We start from the raw sequence: 23,875 nt of genomic DNA on the forward strand, positions 1-23,875 counted from the left end.
CGCTGAATGTCAGGTTCCATGCACCCGGAACAAACGATCCTTTCAAGAAACCTATTACGCGGCAGAACAACCGCCAGCTGAGGCATTGAGCTGACCGAGCCGCCACCGGTGGAATAACAATCCGATGCTTTCTTGCAGTTGGCGAAGCAAGCCGGCCTAAGGCGCGGTCCGCGGGATCAGTAGCCGTCGTTGTCGATCAGCAGTAGCGATTTTCCGGTCATTGCAAATAGCAGGTATCGCCATCGCATCAGATCCTAAGTCGCATCTTCATGGCCACCAGACAGGGCAGCAAGTTGCAGCAATGCGACCAAGTTCGAGGCGAACATTGCCAGTTCAACCCATGTTTGATTCGCAGCAAAAGACAAATACGGCACCTTCCCCAACCCCGTGATCTTCCAGGTTTTGATCCTGTTTGCGCACCGGCCACGCGTCCGATGTCGGGGCATCGAGGAACGCAACGTTGAACCGTGGAGCATTGGTCAAGAACGCGGTCATTCGTTTCCCGTCCGTGTCGTGCAAGTTGGCTTTCGCCGCGGGATGCAACGGCTCAGCATGCAAATAGATCCTCGTGCCTAGCGGGGAGCCCTTCGGCTCCTTCACCTTGCTATCATCGATTCACTGAACGAACCGTTCTTTGAACACCGGCAGCGAATGCGAGGCGGAGAACTGGGGGCGGCCCGACACTATCGGTACGGACCAGGGTCTTCCTGCCAATGAGGTTTCCGTGCGCGTCGTCGAACTCGCCCGGCAGCTGAGCCAAAGCTCGACCAAGGGCGTCGATATGGGACTTCGCGGCGTTCGCGCCCCGGTCCCGGCGGTAACAGCACGGTGAGGACTTCGCCGGCCCCATTCATTTTGCCGTAGTCGGCCATGCCAATCATCGGTAAAGAACCGTACCCGCCCTTATGCGTTTCTACACTGTCCTCCTTTTCGAAGAGCGCATGCACCCTAGAGGCATCGATGTCGATGACCAGCGCGTTGGCTGGCGTAGCCAGCCGGGCAGGATTCCGTGGCCCGGCCACCGACCAGACTCTGGTGCACAGGCTCAGGGCCATGGTGGCGAAACCGTAAGAGAAAGTCTCCGGCTGGTCCCTAATCCGGCCCATGAAGCGGCTAGCCGAGGCATCCGAGGCTACAGGGCCGAAGAGTGCTGGTGCGACTCGCAGGTGGTCGATGTCTGTGGCATGCTCCTCGCCAGCAGCAAGGAACGGTGCTCCGAGAATTCTTCCTGGCCGGTGCGTTGCGGTGGCTGGAACGAATTGCGAGGGCCTGTCTTCGCAGAGCCTGCGGAAGTCCACCGCATTCAGAAAGCTGGTCCGCACCGACAAGCCTGCCCGGGAGACCAAGGTTTGGCTGGTGTCTTGGCTCGAGGTGGCAAGGAAAAGTTGAGTAAAACGGTTCATTATTCCTTTTATGTCCAATGTCAAGGTAGAAAAGCGTCTCTCCCTTCCGGAATATACTGCGTGCGAGATACCGTATCAAAACACGTTTGATCTCCCGATAGCTCAACCCCTCAGTTGTTCGCCTTTCGACATACTCCTTGGTCGTTCGATCGTAGATCATTCGGTACTGGATCCCTATGTCTAGGTCCATGTTGAGTTGTCGGCCACCCTGACTGATTCTTCTATGATTGTCAAGTAGCCGCCGGAGTCGCAACAGCAGCATTGAGGATACGGTAGATCCTTCGCGCCAGGTAGCGTTTGATACATCTACGAACCGCCCTGACCGTTTCGCCCTCTGCTTTGCGTTTTCCGCGTAGCTTCGTGTTTCTTCATTATGGACCATGCGCGCCACGGCAACCATATGGAGGGCATTGTTCAGCCGCCGGCCCCCAGCCTCGGTTGAGCCTATGCCGCACTGTATTGCCCGAGGACGCGGGGATTGGGTTCACCCCGGCTAACGAGCAAAGGCCGTTTCCGAATGAACTCGGTTTCTATGCGACCAGGTAGTCAGGCTACTGCCGCAGTAACGGGGACGCAGCTGATCATGTCTAATAGAGGGGCTGCTTCGTTGACCGCGACCAGATCGGTGAGCCGCAGCAAGTTGTGTTTCAACTGTTCGACCAGATCCACGATGCGTTGCGCCATTTGGCGACCTTGTCGATCTTCGCAGCAGCCAGAGCCTTCCGTGCATCCAGGCGCAGCTCATGGGTACGTAGCAGCGCGGTGAGTGCGTTCACCGAATTGGTGCGTTCGGTCGTCATCGATTCTCTGGCAGCTAGTAGGACACGAAGTGTTGCATGGACTCCGTCATTCAGCCACGGGGTTCTTAGCTGGTCGATCTGCAGGAGCAACACGGCAGTGGCCGTGCGGTGGGCGTCCAACGAATCGGATTTGCCCACCCCGTGCCCTGTCATGTGCGGCGCTTCGGCGGCCTGGTAGCCGAGACTGCTTTTGGTGCCAGTGAATATTGCCCCATTGGAGGCAGACCCTTCGATCACCCACAGGACATCGGCATCTCCGCTTGTGCGCTTTCCAGCCCAGTTTAGTGCCCTTTTGAGTCCCGCAGTGCTTGTGGGAAAACCCCAAGTGTCTAAGTGTTTGTCAGTCGTGGCATCGATCATGGCGTAAACATGATTTTTGCGTGCGCGTCTAAGCCCGCGATGATCTGGTGAGTTTGCGAGACGATAGTCATGACGGTTCCGAAATCTCCTGTGATGCGGATAAGGGGTAGGCCGCTGTGCCCGGGGCCAGTCGGGGAAGATCACTTCGGAACAAAACTGTGACGAGTCACGCTCCGATAGGGGGCGGACAACCTTCTGATTAAGTTACCGAGGTAAGCCGGGGTCGGCTCCAGCCCTCCAATCCACGCTCGGAAAAGTCAGACATAAGGCACATCCGTAGGGCCAGTCAGGATTATAGTCACAGGCGAGGACTGGTCGGCTGGCTCTTACTCTGCCAGCTGGTCCCAGACCAACTATGTCAAGACTCGCAGTCAGGGGTGAATGAGACCACCCGTTCACAACAAACCACCCCAAGGACAGGGCAAGAATAGGACTACTCCACCATGAGCATCACCGCACTGATCGAACTGATCAGCACCGTGCAGGACAATGGAAACATGGACTCCACCTGCCCGCCACGACCTGCGACCGCGCACCGCCACGTGATCAGCCAAGCCCAGAAGTCCACCTACCTCGACGGATACGACCAAGCTATCCAAACCTGCGAAGGCGGCCGCTGCCTCAGAGCCAACGGGCACTACTCCTTCCAGATCACTTAATGGCGCAAACTGCGTGATGCCGGAATCATCGAGTGAACCATGGCCTTCCAATCCTCAGCCAAGCCCAGCGCACCAAGGAACAAGCTGAAATCGTGAGGCTGAAAAAGCAGCTGGCGGCGAACGAGCAGAAACTGGCAACCACGCAAACCGCCTGGGAAATCATGAGAAGGTACACTCGCTCTTGGAACAGAACTCAAAGAGCGCGGATTCAAAGTAGAAGCACGCTTGGTCCTAGCAAACACCCACCAACAGCTCGTTTCCGGAAAGGCGCCCACCCGCCGTGCCGGCGCTCTGGCATGTGTGACGCGAGCGACGATGCACCGCCATCAACGCCCGTCAACTAGCCGCGCGGCGTCCAGCCGGCGGGCCCCAGTGAACAAGCCCACGGCCCAGGAAGAAGCCACCTTGCTCGTCAAGCTGAACAGCGACCGTTTCGTCGATCAAGCGCCCGAACAGATCTTCGCAACCTTGCTCTCTGAAAGGACTTATCTATGTTCTGTATCGACAATGTATTGAATGCTTCAGCGCGAAAAGCATGTCAAGGAACGCCGCCGGCAGGCACGGGACCCGGCACGGAAGGTCCCTGAACTGGTTGCTACCGACCCCGGCGAAGTGTTCACCGGGGACATCACCAAGCGGGAACGACCGCAGAAAGGCACCTACTTTGACGCGTACGTCATGATCGATATCTATTCGCGTTGCATGGTTGGCGTGCCGGTGCACGCCTGGGAATCCGGGGAGCTGGCCAAGGCTTTCATGGTGCAGGTCTTCGCGCGATCAGGTGACGAAGGTGATGCATGCCGATCGCGGCACGTTGGTGTCGTAGAAGCCGGTGGCGGCGTTGCTCGCTGATTTGGATGTGCTCAAGTCGCATTCACGGGCGAAAGCCAGTAGTGACAAGCCGTATTCGGAGTCGTGGTTAAAGGCCTTGAAATATCTGCCGACGTTCCCTGAACAGCTTGGCTCGCTGGCTCATGCCAAGGGTTTCATGGGCCGGTTTGTCGGGGCATTCATCACACAGCACCGACATTCAGGCGTTGGGTTCCATACTCCGGCAGACTTGCATTTCGGGATGACGGGGCATGTTGATGGTCGGTGTCTGACGGCGTTGCGTCAAGCGGGGGATGCGCATCCTGAAAGGTTTTCCGCCATCTGGTTGCCGGGGAAGCTGCGGTTACCGGAACAAGCTTGGATCAACGAGCCGGTGCATAGGAAGAGGAAATTGTGGCCATGCCGGCTGTTTAGCTTGCGATGGTCTCACTTGACTAGAAATTTTCCGGTCACCGTGTCGATTCAGACGATGTCTTGTCACGTTACCCGACGAGGCCTGCAGAGGACCCGCGTCTGCCAGTGGCACGAACGAGGCTTCTGAAAGGAACCGGCCTTGATGCGAGTAAGACGACAGAATGATTCCCGTGGCTACGGACCCAAGACCTGGCTGGTCCTGGAATCCAGGAGCATTCTGCTCGCTGAGCTTAGCCAACTGTGGCTTTTTGCTTTACAGACGTGCTGACGCCTTGAGGATGCTGTTGGCCAATTCTGAAGCTTCCCACTGCGCGATGCATTGCTCAATTTTACCATTGCGACGACTCCGCCAGACACTAATTTCCGAAACTTGTTGGTCAGTCAAAGCCCGACCTTCGTCTAAGCCAAGATCAGTCTGACGGACCAAGGCATTCGGTGGAATGCTGCTAGCTGTGTATTGCTGTTCGAACAGTCCACGGCGGGTCAGCAGGAGAACCATTGCTGTCCGAATTCCGTCGGCACGCGGCTATAACAACAGCTCAATATCAGTGCCGAGGACACTCCTCGCTGCGGTGGATGCATCGATTTCGTCCGCCTTGCCGATGCCTGCGCAGGCTTGTCTGCGAGGTGGTTCTACTGCAGTGACGGTGATGCCGGCTTCTGCAAGTTTGCGGCAGATCGGCGTTCCATAAGATATGGTGCCTTCCACAGCGGTAATGATTTCTCCTTGGTGGGGTTTCGTCGGATCTACGCGATGACTTGGCCCATGTCAGGCTTAAATAACGGGAAAGCTTAGCAGGCTATGCGGGCGCCAGCTTTGGTGTTGATGATCGCGTAGGTTTGTGCGGGCGTGGGTGTCGATTCCGATGACGTAGTCGTATTACTCTGCGCCGTTAGTCATGACGGTTGACCTCTATTCCAGTTGATGTCCGGGGTTGTGACATCTGTCAGAAATTGGGTCGCGTCGGGCAGTTCTTTGATGAGACACGCCTCTTGTGAACAAGCGGCCAGACTTTTATCAAGTCATGGCAAGGGACCCGACGAATGCCAGTCATCGCAGCGGACGAATCAGTGGCATGTCCGAGAGGGTAAACCATTGGCCAGAAAAGGCATGAGTCACGCTGTACGTTGGCATCGAACTTGCCAGCGGGTGACTAGACCTGCCAATACAGGGTGCTCGGTTGAACTGGGTGGAAGATGGTTAGGCACCCTTATTGTCCCAGTTCAGGTCATCTTTTCTTCTTTTGATTCAGTTAATGACTACCAAGTTCATATAATACCCAGGTTAACTATTGATCTGAATTGATTTCGAAGTTGAATTAAAACTTGGCAAGACGCTGTTTCTTGCCTGAGTGTCGATAGTATCGGATAATGATGAATCAAACTGCAATTTTTATCGATGCCGGATTCCTACTCTCACTAGGCGGCCATCGTGCCGCTGGAACAACCTTACGATCAGCCTTCACAACACATTATGAAGCGCTGGTACGCGGAATCGTGCAAACCGTAAAGAAGAATACGGGTCTGAATAATCTACGCGTTTATTGGTATGACGCGTCGAAAGACGGGCTATTTACTGAGCAGCATAAGCGGATTGGATTGATACCCGGCGTTAAAGTGCGCTTAGGCCGTATCTCCTACAACGGCGAGCAAAAAGGTGTGGACCTGAGACTGGCGCTGGACCTTGTAGGGGTTGCCCGTAATGGCTCGGCATCAATTGCTTACTTGGTCTCCGGCGATGACGACCTCGCCGAGGCCGTCGAAGAAGCGCAAGACTTGGGCATGAAAGTAGTGTTACTGGGCGTAGCGAAATCCGATAGCCGACTTGGAGTAGCCTCGGTGGCTGAACACCTGGCATTGACCGCCGACTACATTGAAATCGTTCCAAATCAACTATTGGATAGCGCGTTCACCAAGGTTCTCGAATGGGACAAAAATCATTCTGAAAAGACGTCTCTAATTGCTAGTGCATCTTCGGAAACAGAAGCAAAGCCAGCCGCGAAGCCATCGGTTCCTACTCCTGCCGTCATGGCCCAGAAGTCAGTTATCAGGCCAGCCGTTGAACCGGAAGCCGAACCTGTGGTGATCTACTCCAGTGGTGGTGAAAGTTCTGGCTATCACGGTTCCGCAGCTTATGAGCAACAAGAGTTGAAGGTTGCAGAAGAGATCGGCGCAAAGGTTGCTGAATCCTGGCTTGCCTTCACGACACAGTCGGACGTAGTAGAACTAATTGCTGACAAGCCGCAGCTGCCCCCCGAAATTGACAGGACTTTGCTCAAGGATTGCGCTCAAGTGCTTGGGGAATGGAAAACTGATCAGCAGATCATCCGCCGCACGCTTCGAGGCGCCTTCTGGGAGTATTTGGACAAGATCATGTGACGAGTCAGTACAATCTGGAAATCCGCTTTCTGACGTTAGCTAAGGTAAATTTATATCGTGACTTCTCAGCAGAAACCTTTTTACATCACCACGGCTATCTCTTACCCGAACGGTACCCCGCACATCGGGCATGCCTACGAGGTAGTGGCTACCGACGTTATGGCTCGATTCAAGCGCCTAGATGGTTTTGACGTCTTCTTCTTGACGGGCACCGATGAGCATGGCCAGAAGATGATGCAGACCGCAGAGAATCTTGGGGTCACGCCGGCTCAGCTGGCCCAGCGTAACTCGGATGCATTCCAGGCCATGAATGATGAGCTGGGTACAAGCTACGACCGCTTCATCCGTACCACTGATGCAGACCATCATGCGGCTGCGCAGGAACTCTGGCGCCGCATGGAAGCCAATGATGACATTTACTTGGATAAGTACGCAGGATGGTACTCGGTACGCGATGAGGCCTTCTACACCGAAGACCAGACGGAAGTACGCGAGGACGGTATTCGCTATGCCGTTGAAACCGACACCGAAGTTACTTGGACTGAAGAAGAATCCTACTTCTTCCGCTTATCCAAGTACCAGGACAAGTTGCTGGAGTACTACCAGAACAACCCTGAATTCGGAGCGCCACGTTCCCGCTTCAATGAAGTAGTACGGTTTGTCGAAGGCGGTCTGATGGACCTTTCGATCTCTCGAACAACCTTTGACTGGGGCATCCCGGTACCGGGCAACGAGAAGCATGTCATGTACGTGTGGGTAGACGCGCTGACCAATTACCTGACGGGCGTTGGATTCCCGGACGTTGAGTCTGCTTCTTTCCAGAAATACTGGCCGGCAGATGTCCACGTGATCGGCAAAGACATCTCGCGATTCCACGCGATCTACTGGCCAGCATTCCTGATGTCTGCAAAACTGCCATTGCCTAAGCGCGTCATGATCCATGGATTCCTGCATAATAACGGCGTGAAGATGTCCAAATCCCTGGGCAATACTGTTTCCCCAGATGATTTTGTGAACCGTTATGGCTTGGACCAGGTACGCTACTTCTTCTTGCGTGAAGTTCCGTTCGGTGCCGACGGCAGCTACAACCACGAGACCATCGTTGCCCGTATTAACGGTGACCTGGCCAATAACTTCGGCAACCTTGCACAGCGTTCACTTTCGATGGTCGCAAAGAACTGTGGGGGAGTAGTCCCGACCCCGGGCGAATTGCTGGAATCTGATCAGCAGATTCTGGAAGCAGCCGGCAAGTTGCTGGAGATCAACCGCGATGCTTTCTCGCGTCAGGAATTCAGCAAGGCACTTGAGTCCGTTTGGCACGTTCTGGGCGATACCAATGCCTACTTCGCTGAGCAGGAGCCATGGAAGCTGAAGAAGACCGATCCTGAGCGTATGGCTACTGTCTTGTACGTGACCATTGAGATTGTCCGCAAGGTGGCGTTGCTGCTTCAGCCAGTATTGCCGCAGGCCATGACTTCTATGCTCAATGCGTTGGCAGTTGGTGAAGGTTCGGCGCGAACTTTCGAGTCCTTTGATAGCGCTTTGGTCCCAGGCACTGAGCTCCCAGCTCCTTCTCCTGTGTTCCCACGCTACGAGGAACGGGAATAAGTAGTTTTCTGGGCCGTGTTTTAAGGCATTCGACGTTTACTATGTAGCAGATGGCTCGCATAGAGCGAATAATTCCAAATACGTTAGAATGGTCGAGGCTTGTTTGGCTCGACTGAGGACTTGTTGTGATTGCGGGTACAAATTCGGGTCAAGGATTTGAACTCACAATCGAGCAAAGAACGAAAAAATATTTGAAAGAGAGACATAGGAAATATGCAAAAACTTGTAGTCGTAGGCCAGGGATACGTTGGCCTTCCACTTTCCCAGGGTGCCACACACGCCGGACTTCAGGTCACCGGCCTCGAACTGAATAAGACTGTCGTTGAGAACCTCAATAATGGAATCTCACATGTTGACGATATCTCTAACGAGGACCTTTCTGTTTTACTGGGCAAGGGGTACCGCGCAAGCAACGATCCATCTGTTATTGCAGATGCTGACGTCGTCGTCATCTGTGTGCCTACTCCGCTTGGTGAAGCCGGTAGCCCAGATTTAGGCGCAGTTATCGGAGCAACGAAAACCATCCGTGACAACCTTTCAGGCGAGACTCTGGTAGTTCTCGAATCCACAACTTACCCAGGCACAACCGAAGAAATTTGCCTGCCAATCTTGACCGAGAACGGTGCAGTGCTTGATAAGGACCTGTTCTTGGCATTCTCACCTGAACGCATTGATCCGGGCAACCAAACCTACGGCTTGAAGAACACTCCCAAGGTAGTCGGGGGAATGACTGTCGAGTCCGGTGACCGTGCGGTTGCATTCTACAGCCAGTTCATTGATTCTGTGGTCCGCGCTAAGGGTGCCAAGGAAGCTGAAACTGCAAAGCTTCTGGAAAACACTTATCGCCACATCAACATAGCCTTGGTTAACGAAATGTCCAAATTCTGCAACGAGATGGATATTGACCTCTGGGATGTAATCAATGCTGCTAAGACCAAGCCCTTCGGTTTCCAAGCCTTCTACCCAGGCCCAGGCGTCGGTGGACATTGCATCCCAATTGATCCGAACTACTTGAGCTACTCGGTTCGCAAGTCACTCGGGTATCCATTCCGTTTCGTTGAACTTGCTGAGGAAATCAACAACTCGATGCCACGCTACGTCGTAGATCGAGTGCAGAACGTTCTTAACGAGTCCGGTATGGCTTTGAAGAACGCCAAAGTTCTCCTTTTGGGTGTCACTTACAAGCAGGATATTGCCGACCAGCGTCACTCGCCGGCTCTGCCGGTCGCAGAAGTATTCCTGGAGCGCGGTGCGGATGTCTCTTTCCACGATCCAAAGATTGATGAATGGTTCGTTGGCGGGCAGTCCTTCGCGCGCGTCGACTCGCTCGAAGAGGCCGTTGCGAATGTTGACGTAGTTGTGCTGTTGCAGAACCATGCAAGCTACAATCCAGACGCCTTGGCAACGTCCAGCAAGGCATTCTTCGACACCCGTGGTGTTTCTGCAGGCGACGCTGCAGTGCGCCTGTAAGACGAGAGATTTACGGATGCTAAGAAAATTACACGGTTTTCAGCCCTGGCAGATTGCCGTACTCGCAGCGAGCACATTCGGTATCATTCTGGCCATAGTTGGTGCCTTGTTGAAGGAGAATGTACTTGTAGTTCTGGGTATCGGTGCAGCGGCTCTCGGTACTTCTGTACTACTACTATTGTTCAGCCGTCAAACTTGGCGTCAGTTAAAGAAGCTCGACGCAAAAGTCGGCGAGCTGTCATATGGAGTTGCTTCCATTGATCTATCGCCGGGTTCGGTTTCTTCTGATGGCTCTTCATTACCGCTGACTGCTGGCACATTGCCGGCAATTGGACTCGATAACGAATGGGCACGCAGAATGCCGCACATTCGATCAGATATGGAGACATTCGCACTTCGTTCCAAAAGCATTCGTATCCGCGACTCGATAGCACTTGCCGCGACCAAAGGTACGTTGAAGTATAAGCCGCTCCGTGAAATGCTCACGGTTACAGACATGGGAATGATCGATCGCAATCGAATGGAAGTCGTCCGTTCTTGGGATAAGGACATGCTGCTGACCCTAGCCCGGTTGGCAGCGAACCAACGAGCGCTTGAAAGCGATATGAAGGATTCCGCGCGCCTGTTCAATTTGGTGGAACGTTACTTCGGCATCAAGGCTCTAGGACGTAACGACCGACTTATCTACGTTGAAGTGCTGACTGAGACTGGAGACCTAAAGAAGCAACGCGAAGCGATCAAACGCTTTGGCATTCGCAACAAGTTCCCAGTTCAAGGTGAACTTCTGCGCTTAAATTCAGTACACCATGTTGATAACGGCGTTACTGAACGATGGTTGGCTGAACTAAACGTGCTGTTTCGAAAGGAAGGTCTCGCAGAAGTTCACTTCGGCGGATCTGACTCCAACGCGGCGATCGACCGTTTACGAAGCGACACCAAAAAGATTACCGACGGACCGAAAGTTTCCGTACTTGTTCCGTCTTTCCGCGGTGGAGAGCTCCTGAAGACTGCCTTGATCTCCTTGTTGGAACAGACTTGGGACAATCTCGAAATTATCGTCATTGATGACTGCTCGGGTGAAGAATACGAACAGTACCTTCTCGAAGCAGAAACAATGAGCACCAAAATTAAGGTCCTGCGTCAGTCAGAGAACCTTGGTGCCTATTGCGCGAGAAACGCAGGACTAGCAATTGCACAGGGTGACTTCATCACTGTTCATGACGATGACGACTGGTCTCACCCTGACAAGATAGCTCTTCAGGTGAGGAATTTGATTGAGAATCCTGACCTGCCGGGTAATATGTCGTTACATGCTCGTTCAACAGATGATCTGAAGTTTCTGCGTATTAATAACAATCCACAGTTCGCTCAGCCAAATTTCTCTTCATTGATGGTTCGTCGATCTTTATTCGACGAGATTGGTCCTTGGGATACGGTCAACCGCGGTGCGGATGCTGAATTCCGAGATCGTCTCGTGCGGCGATTTGGAACACCTATTCAGTCAGTAGGGCAGATGGCGCTTTCCTTCACCCGCACGCGTGAAGGTTCACTTACAGCAGGCGAAATGAGCCGAGGATTCGTTGACCCATCGCGTCTTCTTTACCTCGCAAGCTACACAAAGTGGCATGGCCAGTTCGCAGAGAGTCCTGAGAGTATCCATCGAGGGCAGAATCGTGAATATATGATTCCCTCCACGATGGAAGCCGGCAAACGCGGTGCTGATCTCGGTAAATTCGATGTTGTTTATGTGACAGATTTCCGGTTCCCAGGTGGGACAACGACCTTGACCCTTGCGGAAATGAATGCAGTTGCACAAAGCGGTAAACGCGTCGGATTTATTCATTTGGAGTCTCCGCTAAATAAAGCATCAACCCCGATTAATAATGGACTCTTCACGCAGCAGAGCAGTGGCAAAGTTGAGCAGCTCAGCTTGGGTGACATTGCGCATGTCCATGTTTTGATTGTGCGCCATCCATCGGTGGTGACTTTCTTGGAGCGTGCCAATTCCAAGATTAACGTCGACCATGCTCTTCTAATTGTGAATAACCCGCCGGTCAATAAGGGTGGCAGTGGTATGGTCTTCGATTTGGAAGTTTGCGTTGATAACATGGATCGCCTTTTTGGCACTGAAACCTACGTTATTGGCGAGTCCGATCTGACTCGCAAGCTCTCAGTTCCATTGGCTCCAGCGTCTAGACTGTTGGAGAGCACCTGGCCAGGCGTGATAGCAAGCGGAAGCGTTCCGTCACCTGACTTTGAGAAGAAGCCTGTTCTAGGACGCCACTCAAGAGATCATGCTTTGAAATGGCCTTCGACCCTAGAGAAGTTCCGTTCAGCATACGTATCAGATAGCTATGAGACAGAAATTCTCGGCGGCGCAACCGAACTTCGTAAGAAGTTGGGTGAGGGAGCAACTGAAGGTATTACCGTTCATGAATTCGGTTCCTTGGAAGTTGATGATTTCCTAAGCAAAGTCGATTTCTGGGCGTACTTCCACGACGACAAGCTAACTGAGTCTTTCGGCATGTCGACTGCGGAAGCGATGGCGGCGGGGAAAGTGGTCATTCTTCCAAAGTACATGGAAACCACCTTCGGTGATGGCGCTGTATACGCTGACTCCCATGAGGTTCATAACGTTATTATGCGATATTGGTCCGATCGTGCTCTATATCTTGAGCAGTCGGAAAAGGCTAGGAAATACATCGCTGATCGCTACGGCATCGATGCGTTAATGAATCGTCTCCAGTCATTTGATGATCAGGAAGTCGCTTAAGTAGTCCTGAGACCAATGGGAAGCATATCTGCATGAGTTCAAACTCATTACGGGTGATTGTGCGCAGTCTTCGAATCAAATTCGATAGGCTGCGCGCTATATCCACGTATAAATACATGTTTAGTGGAAACGTTGATGGCTTGACGTTTTCCAAGGGATCTGAAAAGCCACATGTGCTTTTCGTGACCAGTAACGGTGCTGGTATGGGGCATATAACGAGATGCCTAGCTATAGCCAGTAGCGGGAGGGCGGCATTTCAGTCGTCCTTCGTAACCCTCTCCACTTCCGCAGAAGTCATCGGGAAGCAGGGATTCGAGTATCTGCATTTCGCGAGTTCCGGTACTACTGGTCAACCTGCCCGTGTCTGGAACAATAATTTTTACCACTTCTTCAACCAATTATTGCGCAGGAACAAATTTGACGCCGTAGTCTTCGACGGAACCTGGATTTATAGAGGCCTGCGCGACGTGCTGGATAATAATCCGGACGTAAAGTTAATTTGGTTACGCCGTGGTCTTTGGAAGAAATCGGCTAGCGTGGAACAACTGCCAGAGATGGAAGCTTACTGCACGAAAATTCTAACTCCTTGGGATATTGGACAGCATCTAGATCATGGCGCGCTGTCCCGGGTAAACACTCAAACCCCTGTGCGAGGAATCGTTCTATCGGAGGGAGCCTTACTCTCCCGCGAGGTAGCCCTTGACGAGCTGGAGCTGGATCCCTCAAAGCACTACGCACTCATTCAGCTTGGGGCCGGAAACATCAACGATATTTCCGAGACTCGCAAGAAAGTGATCGAAGTGATTCAGAAACTATCGAACGGTCTAGTTATTCCGGTCATTGCTTCGTCTCCATTAAGTGGGCAAACGCAGAGCGAATTCAGTTTAAAAACTATACGGAAATATCCGATTTCTCCTTATTTGCTAGCCTTCGATTTTGTCGTATCAGCAGCTGGATATAACAGCATTCATGAATTAATTAGGTGGAGCATCAGATCACTGGTAATACCGAACTTGGATGCCAGCACGGATGACCAGAAAGCCCGTGCTTACGCTTTGCAAGACGGGGAAAATCACTTTACAGCGTTGACGGATGCGGAGATTGAATCGGGAATTTCTGCATTGCTCATTAAGAATGTAGAGGCGTCAGAGCCCCAATCCTCCGACACTGTGTATTCGAAATTTATCGATTCTGGTGACAACGCAGCACAGGTTATTAGTGAGACCGTGGGATTGTGAAAACAGATTATGTTCGGATGAATGGAATAGACGATAACTAGTATGAGAATTCAGTTGCTGACTCATTCATTCGGGTCCGAGATTTCTCCGCCGCAACGGCGTTGGTCAACGTTCATTGAGTCTTTTCTCGAGAACGGGGCGGACGTCGACGTTGTTGCGCCCAATCGGAAACAGGGACATGTCTGGACACCATTCAGCGACGCAGTATTAGCAAAGGTCAGCGGAAAGTTTGCTTTATACTCGTTCGCGTTCCGTTTTAAGACACTGCGTTGGTATTCGAAAATAGTCGTACAGTTCTTAATGATCATATTTATGATCCCTTGCGCCTTACGTGCGCCAAAACCGGATTTATTGATAGTAACCGTACCTGCTTTACCCACACTGGTAGCTGGATACGTTGTTTCTAAATTGCGCAGCGTTCCGATGATCGTTGAAATGCGAGATGCATGGCCAGAGCTCTTGGAAGAGTCAGGCATAATCCGTTGGAAAGCTGTTGAGCGAATGGCCGTACATAGCATTAGGCACATGCAGAATTCAGCATCAAAGGTTATTGCCGTGACTCCGGGTCACGCAGAAAAATTGTTTGCTCAGGGCTGCAAAGACATTGATGTCGTAACTAATGGTTATCGATTCAAGAAATTCAAGAAATCCAAAAGCCGAAGTTACTCCAATAGTCGTCGATTACGTGTATTGTACCTGGGAAACCTAGGGGAGAGCCAAGGGCTACAGAAGGTGCTGGATATAGCGGCAGTTTCAAAAAACTGGATGGATCTTCGAATTGTTGGCAGTGGATCCGCGCTCCCTATGTTGCGAAAGCGTGCGAACGAGTTGGGTTTGACCGATATCTTTAATCCTCCGGTAAAGGGTGAAGAAGTCTTAGCTTGGTATGACTGGGCAGATACTTGTATCGTTTCACTTCGCGAAGATTGGGAAAGCTTTGAGTACACCGTACCGTCCAAACTCTTCGAGTTAGCAGGCTACGGGTGTCATGTCACCGGCTTAGTAACTGGCGAAGCGCGAGGACTAATTGAGAAGTATGGCCTTGGCTTCGCTTATTCGGGTGACGTGCTGTCGATAGCGCAGGCCTGGTCGGCAGACGCCCCGAAAATTGCCAGTTGGGAACCAAGCCCCAAAGCTCTTAGTGAATTCAAAAACCGTTTTGACTTAGAGCGATTGGGTAATGAATACTTCAATCTATTAAGATTACACCAGCAGCAAATCGGAGGGAGAGAATCATGAAGTCCTCACTTAGAGTTCGCGGACTGCTAGCTTTATCCCGCATAGGATTAAATGGTGTACGAGACGATCCTATCCATTTTGCTTTGCTCGTTTCTCGTAGGTTCGCATCCAGCAAAATTTTCCTCCAAGTCACCAGGCGAATGGGTCAAATTCTAGCGATTGGAGCCTTGTCGAAAACTGGATTTGCAGACCGAATGCGCAGCTCAATACTTCTATTGGATGGAAAGCCGAATGAGGCCTTTAAAGTATTGGAGGGCTCTGAAGGTGCAAAAGCTCAGTGTGCCAGAGCTAGGATTCTAGCTTTCCTAGGGGAGTACGAGAAGGCTTTTACTGTGGCGTCCAAGGCGGGAAGAACAGGTCGGCGACTAGCTAGGCAGTATGGTGCGGAAAAAACAGTACTCTCCACGCCTGTGCTCCCTAAAATGGCGTTACCTAGCGGTGGGCGATTGCAAGGACGTAGAGTATTGCACTTGCTTACCAATTCCTTGCCTTTCACCAATAGTGGCTACACGCAGAGGAGTCATAGCGTACTGAAATCTATTCAGAACGCGGGATGGGATGTTTTTCCATTTTCGCGGGTTGGCTATCCCTGGATTGTAGGGATTTTACCCAGTCTGGAAACCAGCGAGATCGATGGAGTCACTTACCGCCGGCTTTTACCGAAAACTATTCCAGATACAGTAACCGAACGCATAAACGTTCAGTCGCACCTGTTATCGGAACAAGTCAAAGAGATTGAACCCTCGGTCCTTCACACGACGACTGAGTTTTTAAACGGTATCTCTGTCAAAGAAGTCGCGGAGAGCTACGGTATTCCCTGGGTCTATGAGGTACGGGGACAGCTTGCTGACACTTGGCTTTCCGGCTGCGACGATCGTACCCGCGAGTCTTTCCGGTACGTCAGTTTCAGAGCTCGCGAAGCTGAGATCGCTAAGTCAGCTGACGCTGTTATCACCCTTGGCAGCACCATGAAGAACGAATTAATTGCCTCCGGCGTGGACCCAGACCGTATACTCATCTGTCCTAACGCTGTGGGCGAAGAATTTATAGAGAATGTTCCTGAGAAGTCAGCTAGTCGCCAGGAGCTTGGCCTTGATGACGAGATGCAATTGATTGGCACTGTATCGAGCCTGGTTGGTTATGAGGGACTCGACTTGCTTGTTAGTGCGTTCGCTGGACTTGTTCCGAACAATCCTAAACTTCGATTAGTGATCGTAGGGGACGGCACCGAACGGACTCGACTTATTGATCTAGCCGCTGAACTTGGCGTTAGAGACCGAACAGTATTCCCGGGCCGAGTTGAGAAGAGCCGTGCACGGCTATATCATCGAGCGTTGGATGTTTTTGTCGTTCCACGTCGTGATTTAGATGTGACACGTGCTGTAACTCCGCTTAAACCAGTTGAAGCGATGGCGTTTGAAGTGCCGGTGGTAGCTACGGATCTTCCGGCATTGCGAGAGATCGTCGATGATGGGGTAGACGGTTTGCTCTTCAATGCCGGTGACCAGATGGATCTTGCTGAAAAGATACGGATTTTACTGGGCGACGAGTCAGTAAGAAAAACGATGGGTCAGGCCGCTCGTCGAAAAGTATTAGCGACCAGAACCTGGGCCGCCAATGCGGAACGTATAACCACTCTGTACAGTTCGTTGTGTGATGAGAGAAATAAGCGGTAGCCATCTTTTATCGCCGTAGTAAGCGCTAGATTGAATAAGCGCAAATATCCTTTGGAAGTTGAGTAAGAATGTCGGAAATTGATGTCTGTGTCGTGGGCATGGGTTATATAGGTTTGCCCACTTCAGTTGTATTGGCCGAAGCCGGCTGGCGAGTACATGGAGTAGACATTAACGAGAAAGCCGTCGAATTATTAAGCAACGGCGTCGCGACGTTCGAAGAACCGGGCATATCGGCGGCTTTGAAGAGTAGCGTCGTCAGCGGGAACCTTACTGTAGCTTCGGTTCCGAAGGAATCCAAGGTATACATCATTGCGGTGCCTACGCCCATCGATGCAAATTTTGAACCAGATACTTCCTACATTCGGTCGGCCGTTGAATCGGTAGCTATGTTGGCGAAAGCGGACGACTTATTCATTCTGGAGAGTACTTCGCCTGTAGGGACGACGGAAATGATTCGCGATATCTTGCATGATCTGAGGCCCGACCTCACCAATGCGGTGATGTACTTTGCCCACTGTCCTGAACGAGTCATACCCGGTCGCATGATGAAAGAAATCATTAGCAATGATCGCGTCGTTGGGGGAATCGATGCAAATTCCGCAGAAAAGGCAGCGGCCCTATACCGTTCGTTCTGCGAAGGAGAAATACATCTTACAGATGCACGAACGGCTGAACTTACCAAGCTAACGGAAAATTCGTTCCGCGATGTCAATATTGCATTTGCTAACGAGCTTTCAATCGTGGCAGATCATCTGGGCGTTAACGTTTGGGAAGTCATTGAGCTGGCCAATAAGCATCCTCGTGTTCAGATTCTTCAGCCTGGCCCGGGCGTAGGTGGGCATTGTATTGCTGTGGACCCCTGGTTCCTCGTTGCTTCAGCACCAATGAAGACATCTTTGATCCGTTCAGCACGCAGAGTCAATGATTCCAAGCCTAGGTTCGTAGTGGATAAGATCGCGAAGTACCTACGTGAGACTAATCGCGAGAGCGTGGCGCTCTTGGGACTGGCTTTCAAAGCAAATGTAGATGACCTTCGCGAGTCACCTGCTGTAAACATCGCCGTAGAATTGGCGGAACAATTTCCAAATGTACGGCTTAGTATTGTCGAACCGTTCGTCGATGAGCTACCACGAGCGCTTCAAGACTTCGATAATGTACACCTTGTTGATCTTCAGGTTGCCTTCGATAACGAACAATTGATTGTATTGTTAGTCGATCATGACATTTTTAAATTGATTCCGAAGAGTACTCTGGAAGCCAAAGACCTGGTGGATACACGAGGTATGTGGAAAGAATTGGATATTTAGTCCGTGAAAGCAAAAAAACTGCTGGTAATTTTCGGGACGCGTCCGGAAGCAATTAAGGTCGCACCTATAATTCGAGCAGCCAAGTGCTCCCCCCAGTTGGAATGCGTGGTTGCGGTTACCGGTCAACACCGAGAGCTGTTAGATCAGGTGAACACGCTTTTTGGGGTGATTCCTGATTTTGATTTGGACGTATTCACTACGGCTCAGTCTCTGAATCGCCTGGTTGCACGAATTATAGATGGTTTGGATGGTGTCTTCGACGCATGTGAACCGGACGCCGTGTTGGTGCAAGGTGATACAACGAGCGCTGTTGCTGGTGCCATTGCGGCTTTCTACCGAGGGATTCCAGTCGTTCATGCGGAAGCGGGGCTGCGGAGCTATAATTTGCTTTCGCCTTTCCCAGAAGAAGCTAACCGCAAAGTTGCGAGCCAACTCGCCACGCTTCATTTAGCGCCAACTATGTTCAACAAGCGAAACCTGTTGAACGAAGGAATCAGCGAAGGCGCCATCGTAGTTACAGGCAACACAGTGATTGATGCCTTGCTCGAAACTCTCTCAGACGAGATCAGTTTCTCCGACAGGCGTCTTAAGGATCTGGAATCTTCGGGGCGACGCATTGTCACCGTGACGACTCACCGTCGTGAGAACCATGGCGAACGAATGGCATCTATCGCGAATGCATTATCCGTAATCGCTAAGTCAGCTCCCGATACGGATTTCGTATTGCCATTGCACTGGAATCCTGCTGTACGTGAACGCATTATCCCCGCAACTGCAGGGCTTTCCAACGTTATTGTTACTGATCCATTGAATTATGCTGAGTTCACCAAGCTACTTAGCCTCTCGTCTGTTGTCCTTACCGACTCAGGTGGGGTTCAGGAGGAAGCTCCGAGTTTAGGCAAACCCGTCCTTGTAATGCGTTCGAATACGGAGCGTCCTGAAGGTATTGTTGCGGGCTCTGTAAAATTGGTCGGAACTGACACTGAGGACATAGTCCGTGAGATGCTTATTCTCCTAGAAGACCAAGCGGTCTTTGACTCAATGGCAACCGCAGTGAATCCGTATGGAGACGGTAATGCTTCCTTCAGAAGCATTGAAGCCATTAAGGAATTACTCGGTGTCGGGCGACGTTCGGAGGAATTTAATTCTTGGAATCCTAGCGAAGAACAACTAGTGCGCGCTGCTCGCATGATTCACAGGTAGAACCTCTCCAAACGGCTTAAAATACGGTGTTGGCCGATATCTGGCTTCCCAGGACTCAGACACTGGCAATGCCCGTTTGGTAAGCGATTACTACAGCCTGGACCCGGTCGCGAGCTTCCAATTTGGCCAGAATATGGCCCACATGGGTTTTGACTGTAGCTTCTGACAGGAATAGTTTTTCTGCGATTTCCGGGTTGGAAAAGCCTTCTGCAATTAAGCCAAACACTTCCCGCTCGCGAGGTGTCAGCGATTCAACTGCAGCAATCAGATGATCCCTGTGCTGTGAAGAGCTCTTCTTGAGCATTGGCGCCATGTGGTCCAGCAACCGTCGAGTGGTCGATGGCGCTATGACGGCATCACCGCGATTGACCGTGCGCACCGATTCCAAGAGTTCTTCTGGGGGCGCATCCTTCAAAAGAAAGCCGCTGGCGCCGGCTTGAATGGCGCTTAGCGCATATTCGTCCATGTCGAAAGTCGTCAGCACGATGATCTTGGGACCATCCGCCGCCTTCTTATCTGGATCCAATAGGCGTTCGGTAGCTTCGATGCCGTCCATTTCCGGCATTCGCACGTCCATCAAGATGACATCCGCCTGAGCCATCAGTGGTGCAGCTAGTGCTTCACGGCCATTGCCAGCTTCAACAATGACTTCCATATCCTCTTGGGAATTAATGAGCATTCTGAAGCCACTGCGAACCAAGAGCTGATCATCAACCAAGCCGACCTTGATGACATCTGTTTTAGGCATTTGAATATTAGTCCTCGGTGTAAGGGATGGAAACATTAACGGCGAAACCGCCCCCGGTCCGGGGGAGTGCAGTGCAGGTACCTTCATATAAGGCTACGCGTTCTTTCATTCCCTGCAGACCTTGTCCTACGCCTTCGAGGACGATGGAACCGGCACCTCGCCCATCGTCGCTGACGCTCAAATTCAAGCCTCGGGAAGTCCACTCGATATGGACTTGGGTCTGCGTGTCAGGACCAGCGTGTTTAATGACATTCGTGAGCGATTCCTGAACGCATCGATAGATTGTGAGCTCCGCGCCTGCCGGTAGTTCTTTCCGCGGGGTTCCAGATGTTTTGAGCTGGACATTCAGTCCGGATACGGCAACGCTTTCTACGAGTTCAGGTACGTTTGCCAATGACGGAAGAGGACGATTCTCCAATTCCTCATCTTTGCGTAGAACTCCCAAGAGCCTGCGCATTTCTTTCAGCGATGCGCGGCCCGTATCTGAAACTGTCTTCAAGGTCTCGATGGCAATCTCCGGGTCTTTCGCCGCCGCATATCGTGCCCCGTTGGCCTGGGTGATGATGACAGAGAGCGAATGGGCCACGATGTCATGCATCTCGCGGGCAATGTGGTTTCTCTCGTCGGAAGCTGCCAGGGCGCGCTCGGTGAGGCGTTCCTTCTCCAGGCGTTCGGCATGATCCTTTAGGGACTTCATGGCCAGGCGCCTCGTGCGCGCTAAGTCACCGAAGGTCCAAGATAGGGTGACAACCAATGCAAGACCCACGAAAGAAATCATCATGTCGAAGGTAAAGACAGGTGATGGATCAGGCGAGTACCTTGAGGCGCCGAACATGCTGAACGTCGCCAACAACGCGCCAATCAGTCCCAGCCCCAGCGTGCTGAATGACTGCCAGCGTTTACCGTAGACAGCCATGGTGTAAACCATGATTGGAACGGATACTTGCGAGAACATCACTAGCCCGTCAAAGCCCAGTTGCAATAGATGCCCGGTGGCGACAACGAGGGTCGCTGCCCATGGGCAACGGCGCCGTACCATCAGCGGAGCTGACTGGAGAAGAGAAAGGCTCAGCACGGCGAGAACGGCGGCAACTGACATCGAAGAAGCGAGGCTGAGAGCTGCCGGTATGCAGAACAGCGTGTACAGGAGGCCGGTGATGAAATCTACTCGTCCGGGATTCTCGCGGATCCAACCGTCAATTCGACGGTGGGGATTGGCAAAGATCAAGTGTTCCTGCAATTCAACGTGTTAGTAGCTGTTGATCCGTATAGCGAAGCAAAGGATCTGTTTATCCAAGGTTATCGGCAATGAAGACGGCGATGCCTCATGCCCAGGGAGGAAATATGTCGGCGGAAACTCATCAGATCTCATTATTTGAGATGAACTCTCAAATGGCGGACGCTAGGCGATAGAATCTGTGCCATGGGAAATGTAATTGATATTGCGGTCATTCCGGGTGACGGTATTGGCCCAGAAGTTGTTGCCGAAGCGGTTAAGGTTCTGAAGTTCGTCACTAATGGTGGCAAGAACGAGATCAAGCTGACCGACTACAAGCTTGGTGCAGAGCATTGGCTGGCGACTGGCGAAACACTTCCGGATGCGACGCTGGAAGCTCTTAAGAAGCACGATGCCATTCTCTTCGGCGCTGTTGGCGCTGCCCCTGGAGATACGCGCATTCCGTCCGGAATTATCGAGCGCGAAATGCTTCTGAAGCTCCGCTTCTCGCTGGATCATTTCGTGAATCTGCGTCCGGCTAAGCTCTATCCTGGAATTGAGAGCCCCCTGGCTAACCCCGGTGAAATTGACTTCGTGGTGGTTCGCGAAGGTACCGAAGGCCCGTATGTAGGCAACGGCGGTTCGGTGCGCACGGGCACCGCGCATGAAATCGCTACCGAAGTATCGGTAAATACCGCCTACGGTGTGGAACGTGTTGTCCGCGACGCATTCCGCCGTGCATCAGCGCGTGAACGCAAGCGTGTCACCTTGGTGCACAAGCACAACGTGCTGGTGCACGCTGGGCATTTGTGGAAGCGCACTGTCGAAATGGTGGCGCAGGAATTCCCAGAGGTTACCCACGATTACCTGCACGTGGATGCGGCTACCATCTTCTTGACCACGGACCCATCGCGTTTCGACGTGATTGTCACTGACAACCTCTTTGGCGACATCCTCACCGACCAGGCCGGCGCCATTACCGGTGGTATTGGCCTGGCAGCCAGTGGCAACATCAATATGGACCGTACCTCCCCATCGATGTTCGAGCCGGTTCATGGTTCGGCTCCGGATATTGCCGGCCAGCAGAAGGCAGACCCAACCGCGGCGATTCTGTCCGTGGCACTGATGCTTGATCACCTCGGGCTGGCTGAAGAAGCTCGCACGGTTGAGCAAGCTGTTGAAAAAGAGATCACTTCACGTCAAGAATTGACCGATAATCGCACCACAAGTGAAATTGGCGATGCAATTGTGGCGTTACTGGCATAAGCTGAAAGTGACGTTTCTGGTTAGCTAATAGCCAGTGGCAAATTCCACGAACGGATGTTTCGCTGAGGCGTGGAGCATCCGTTCTTTGTATATTGAACTAGGAAGTCCAGGGTAGATGGAATTCACCGAAAATCTCTCAACGAATCGCAAGAGCGAACAGGACCGAGCCGGCGTCTTGGCTAATCCTGGGTTCGGAGACTTCTTCACTGACCACACCGCAGTCATCGACTGGTCAGCAGACGATAGCGGCCGTAACGGTGAATGGCATGATGCTCGAATTGAGCCATACGGCCCTATCGCCATGGACCCGGCCGCTTCAGTCCTGCATTATGGCCAGGAAATCTTCGAAGGTCTCAAGGCCTACCGCCATGCCGATGGTTCGGTATGGACTTTCCGCCCGCAGGCCAACGCTGCCCGCATGAACAAGTCCGCCCAGCGCCTAGCGCTCCCGCAGCTGGATGAAGACGTTTTCGTCGACTCGCTGCGCAAGCTGGTAGCAACGGATATCGATTGGGTTCCTACCGGTGACGGTGAAGCCCTGTACCTGCGTCCATTCATGATTGCTACCGAAGCATTCCTTGGTGTGCGTGCAGCGCGTGAGGTTTCCTACCGCGTCATCGCCTCGCCAGCAGGAAATTACTTCGGTGGCGAACTCAAGCCAGTGGCCATTTGGGTATCGAAGAACTACGCACGAGCAGGCCGAGGCGGTACAGGTTCGGCTAAGTGCGGTGGCAACTACGCGGCCTCGCTCGTCGCCCAGCTGGAAGCTGAAGAAAACGGCTGCAAGCAGGTTCTGTTCCTTGACTCCTTCAATGACAATGCCGTTGAAGAGCTCGGGGGCATGAATGTCTTCTTCGTAACGAAGGACAACAAGCTGGTGACCCCAGCGTTGACCGGAACCATCCTTGAGGGCGTGACCCGTTCATCGGTCATCCAGCTCGCGAAGGATCGCGGCATGGAGGTCGAAGAACGCAAGATCACCCTGGATGAGTGGCGTGAAGGCATCGCCTCAGGCGATATCACCGAGGTCTTTGCTTGCGGTACAGCAGCGGTGATCACCCCTATCGGTCTGTTGAAGAACGGCGAAGAGCTCATTGGTGATGAGAGTGCTGCAGCCGGAGAAGTAACCATGTCCATTCGCGAAGAACTGCTGGGCATCCAGCGGGGCACCGTGGAAGACCGCCACGGTTGGCTGGAACGGTTGGCCTAGCAGTGCGGGTGTCACACGTTGCCATAATTGCGTAAGGCTTGGCCCAACGCAAAGTTCATTTTTCGAAGTTTTGAG

Annotated in this window: 15 protein-coding genes and 3 pseudogenes; 12 read left to right on the plus strand and 6 right to left on the minus strand. The window is 52.4% G+C overall.

Translation table 11 applies throughout. From position 1 onward, the window contains the following. Positions 1 to 54: 54 nt before the first annotated feature. Positions 55 to 1,403 (minus strand): annotated as a pseudogene (locus ACNPN0_RS09310) (transposase). A gap of 230 nt (positions 1,404 to 1,633) precedes the next feature. Further along, positions 1,634 to 2,634 (minus strand): annotated as a pseudogene (locus tag ACNPN0_RS09315) (transposase). A gap of 372 nt (positions 2,635 to 3,006) precedes the next feature. Here ACNPN0_RS09315 and ACNPN0_RS09320 point away from each other — a divergent pair. After that, a pseudogene (locus tag ACNPN0_RS09320) lies at positions 3,007 to 4,435 on the plus strand (DDE-type integrase/transposase/recombinase); the annotation flags it as partial. On the opposite strand, the gene ACNPN0_RS09325 reads toward ACNPN0_RS09320, so the two are convergent. Beyond that, positions 4,397 to 4,705: a transposase gene (locus ACNPN0_RS09325; protein ID WP_448937840.1), complete on the minus strand. Its 309-nt coding sequence runs from the start codon at positions 4,703 to 4,705 to the stop codon at positions 4,397 to 4,399. The pseudogene ACNPN0_RS09320 and the gene ACNPN0_RS09325 sit on opposite strands and share 39 nt — an antisense overlap. Before the next feature lie 288 nt (positions 4,706 to 4,993). Further along, positions 4,994 to 5,176: a hypothetical protein gene (locus ACNPN0_RS09330; protein ID WP_448937839.1), complete on the minus strand. Its 183-nt coding sequence runs from the start codon at positions 5,174 to 5,176 to the stop codon at positions 4,994 to 4,996. A 662-nt stretch (positions 5,177 to 5,838) separates the two neighbouring features. Here ACNPN0_RS09330 and ACNPN0_RS09335 point away from each other — a divergent pair. From ACNPN0_RS09335 to wecB, 9 genes are all read left to right on the plus strand, one after another. After that, positions 5,839 to 6,846: an NYN domain-containing protein gene (locus tag ACNPN0_RS09335; RefSeq protein ID WP_448937838.1), complete on the plus strand. Its 1,008-nt coding sequence runs from the start codon at positions 5,839 to 5,841 to the stop codon at positions 6,844 to 6,846. Between the two features lie 57 nt (positions 6,847 to 6,903). Next, positions 6,904 to 8,454 carry a methionine--tRNA ligase gene (metG, locus tag ACNPN0_RS09340; RefSeq protein ID WP_448937837.1) on the plus strand — a complete coding sequence of 517 codons (1,551 nt, stop codon included), beginning with the start codon at positions 6,904 to 6,906 and terminating at the stop codon, positions 8,452 to 8,454. A 213-nt stretch (positions 8,455 to 8,667) separates the two neighbouring features. Then, a complete protein-coding gene (locus ACNPN0_RS09345; protein WP_448937836.1) occupies positions 8,668 to 9,924 on the plus strand; it encodes a nucleotide sugar dehydrogenase in 1,257 nt (418 codons plus the stop codon). Continuing rightward, positions 9,887 to 12,697, plus strand: a complete 2,811-nt coding sequence (locus ACNPN0_RS09350; protein ID WP_448937835.1) for a glycosyltransferase — start codon at positions 9,887 to 9,889, stop codon at positions 12,695 to 12,697. The genes ACNPN0_RS09345 and ACNPN0_RS09350 overlap by 38 nt, the downstream gene beginning before the upstream one ends. Positions 12,698 to 12,729: 32 nt before the next feature. Then, entirely contained in the window at positions 12,730 to 13,935 is a 1,206-nt protein-coding gene (locus tag ACNPN0_RS09355; protein WP_448937834.1) for a hypothetical protein, read from the plus strand. A gap of 42 nt (positions 13,936 to 13,977) precedes the next feature. Continuing rightward, positions 13,978 to 15,174, plus strand: coding sequence for a glycosyltransferase (locus ACNPN0_RS09360; RefSeq protein ID WP_448937833.1), 1,197 nt, complete (start codon positions 13,978 to 13,980; stop codon positions 15,172 to 15,174). A 470-nt stretch (positions 15,175 to 15,644) separates the two neighbouring features. Continuing rightward, the gene (locus tag ACNPN0_RS09365; protein WP_448937832.1) at positions 15,645 to 16,850 is read left to right on the plus strand and encodes a glycosyltransferase family 4 protein; all 1,206 of its coding nucleotides are present in this window, start codon (positions 15,645 to 15,647) and stop codon (positions 16,848 to 16,850) included. Positions 16,851 to 16,918: 68 nt separating this feature from the next. Continuing rightward, positions 16,919 to 18,157, plus strand: coding sequence for a UDP-N-acetyl-D-mannosamine dehydrogenase (gene wecC / locus ACNPN0_RS09370; protein WP_448937831.1), 1,239 nt, complete (start codon positions 16,919 to 16,921; stop codon positions 18,155 to 18,157). Positions 18,158 to 18,160: 3 nt separating this feature from the next. Further along, positions 18,161 to 19,360 (plus strand): non-hydrolyzing UDP-N-acetylglucosamine 2-epimerase, encoded by a 1,200-nt coding sequence (wecB, locus tag ACNPN0_RS09375; RefSeq protein WP_448937830.1) that lies wholly within the window; start codon positions 18,161 to 18,163, stop codon positions 19,358 to 19,360. Positions 19,361 to 19,415: 55 nt separating this feature from the next. Here the strand turns inward: wecB and ACNPN0_RS09380 are convergent, their stop codons facing one another. Further along, on the minus strand, positions 19,416 to 20,108 hold the full coding sequence (locus ACNPN0_RS09380; RefSeq protein ID WP_448937829.1) for a response regulator: 693 nt from the start codon (positions 20,106 to 20,108) through the stop codon (positions 19,416 to 19,418). A gap of 7 nt (positions 20,109 to 20,115) precedes the next feature. Further along, positions 20,116 to 21,336, minus strand: a complete 1,221-nt coding sequence (locus tag ACNPN0_RS09385) for a sensor histidine kinase (RefSeq protein WP_448937828.1) — start codon at positions 21,334 to 21,336, stop codon at positions 20,116 to 20,118. Positions 21,337 to 21,531: 195 nt separating this feature from the next. On the opposite strand from ACNPN0_RS09385, the gene ACNPN0_RS09390 reads away from it, so the two are divergent. Continuing rightward, on the plus strand, positions 21,532 to 22,590 hold the full coding sequence (locus tag ACNPN0_RS09390; RefSeq protein ID WP_448937827.1) for a 3-isopropylmalate dehydrogenase: 1,059 nt from the start codon (positions 21,532 to 21,534) through the stop codon (positions 22,588 to 22,590). A gap of 115 nt (positions 22,591 to 22,705) precedes the next feature. Further along, positions 22,706 to 23,800: a branched-chain amino acid aminotransferase gene (locus tag ACNPN0_RS09395; protein WP_448937826.1), complete on the plus strand. Its 1,095-nt coding sequence runs from the start codon at positions 22,706 to 22,708 to the stop codon at positions 23,798 to 23,800. The last annotated feature ends 75 nt before the right edge of the window (positions 23,801 to 23,875 follow it).

The organism is Glutamicibacter sp. AGC84 (assembly GCF_053543575.1).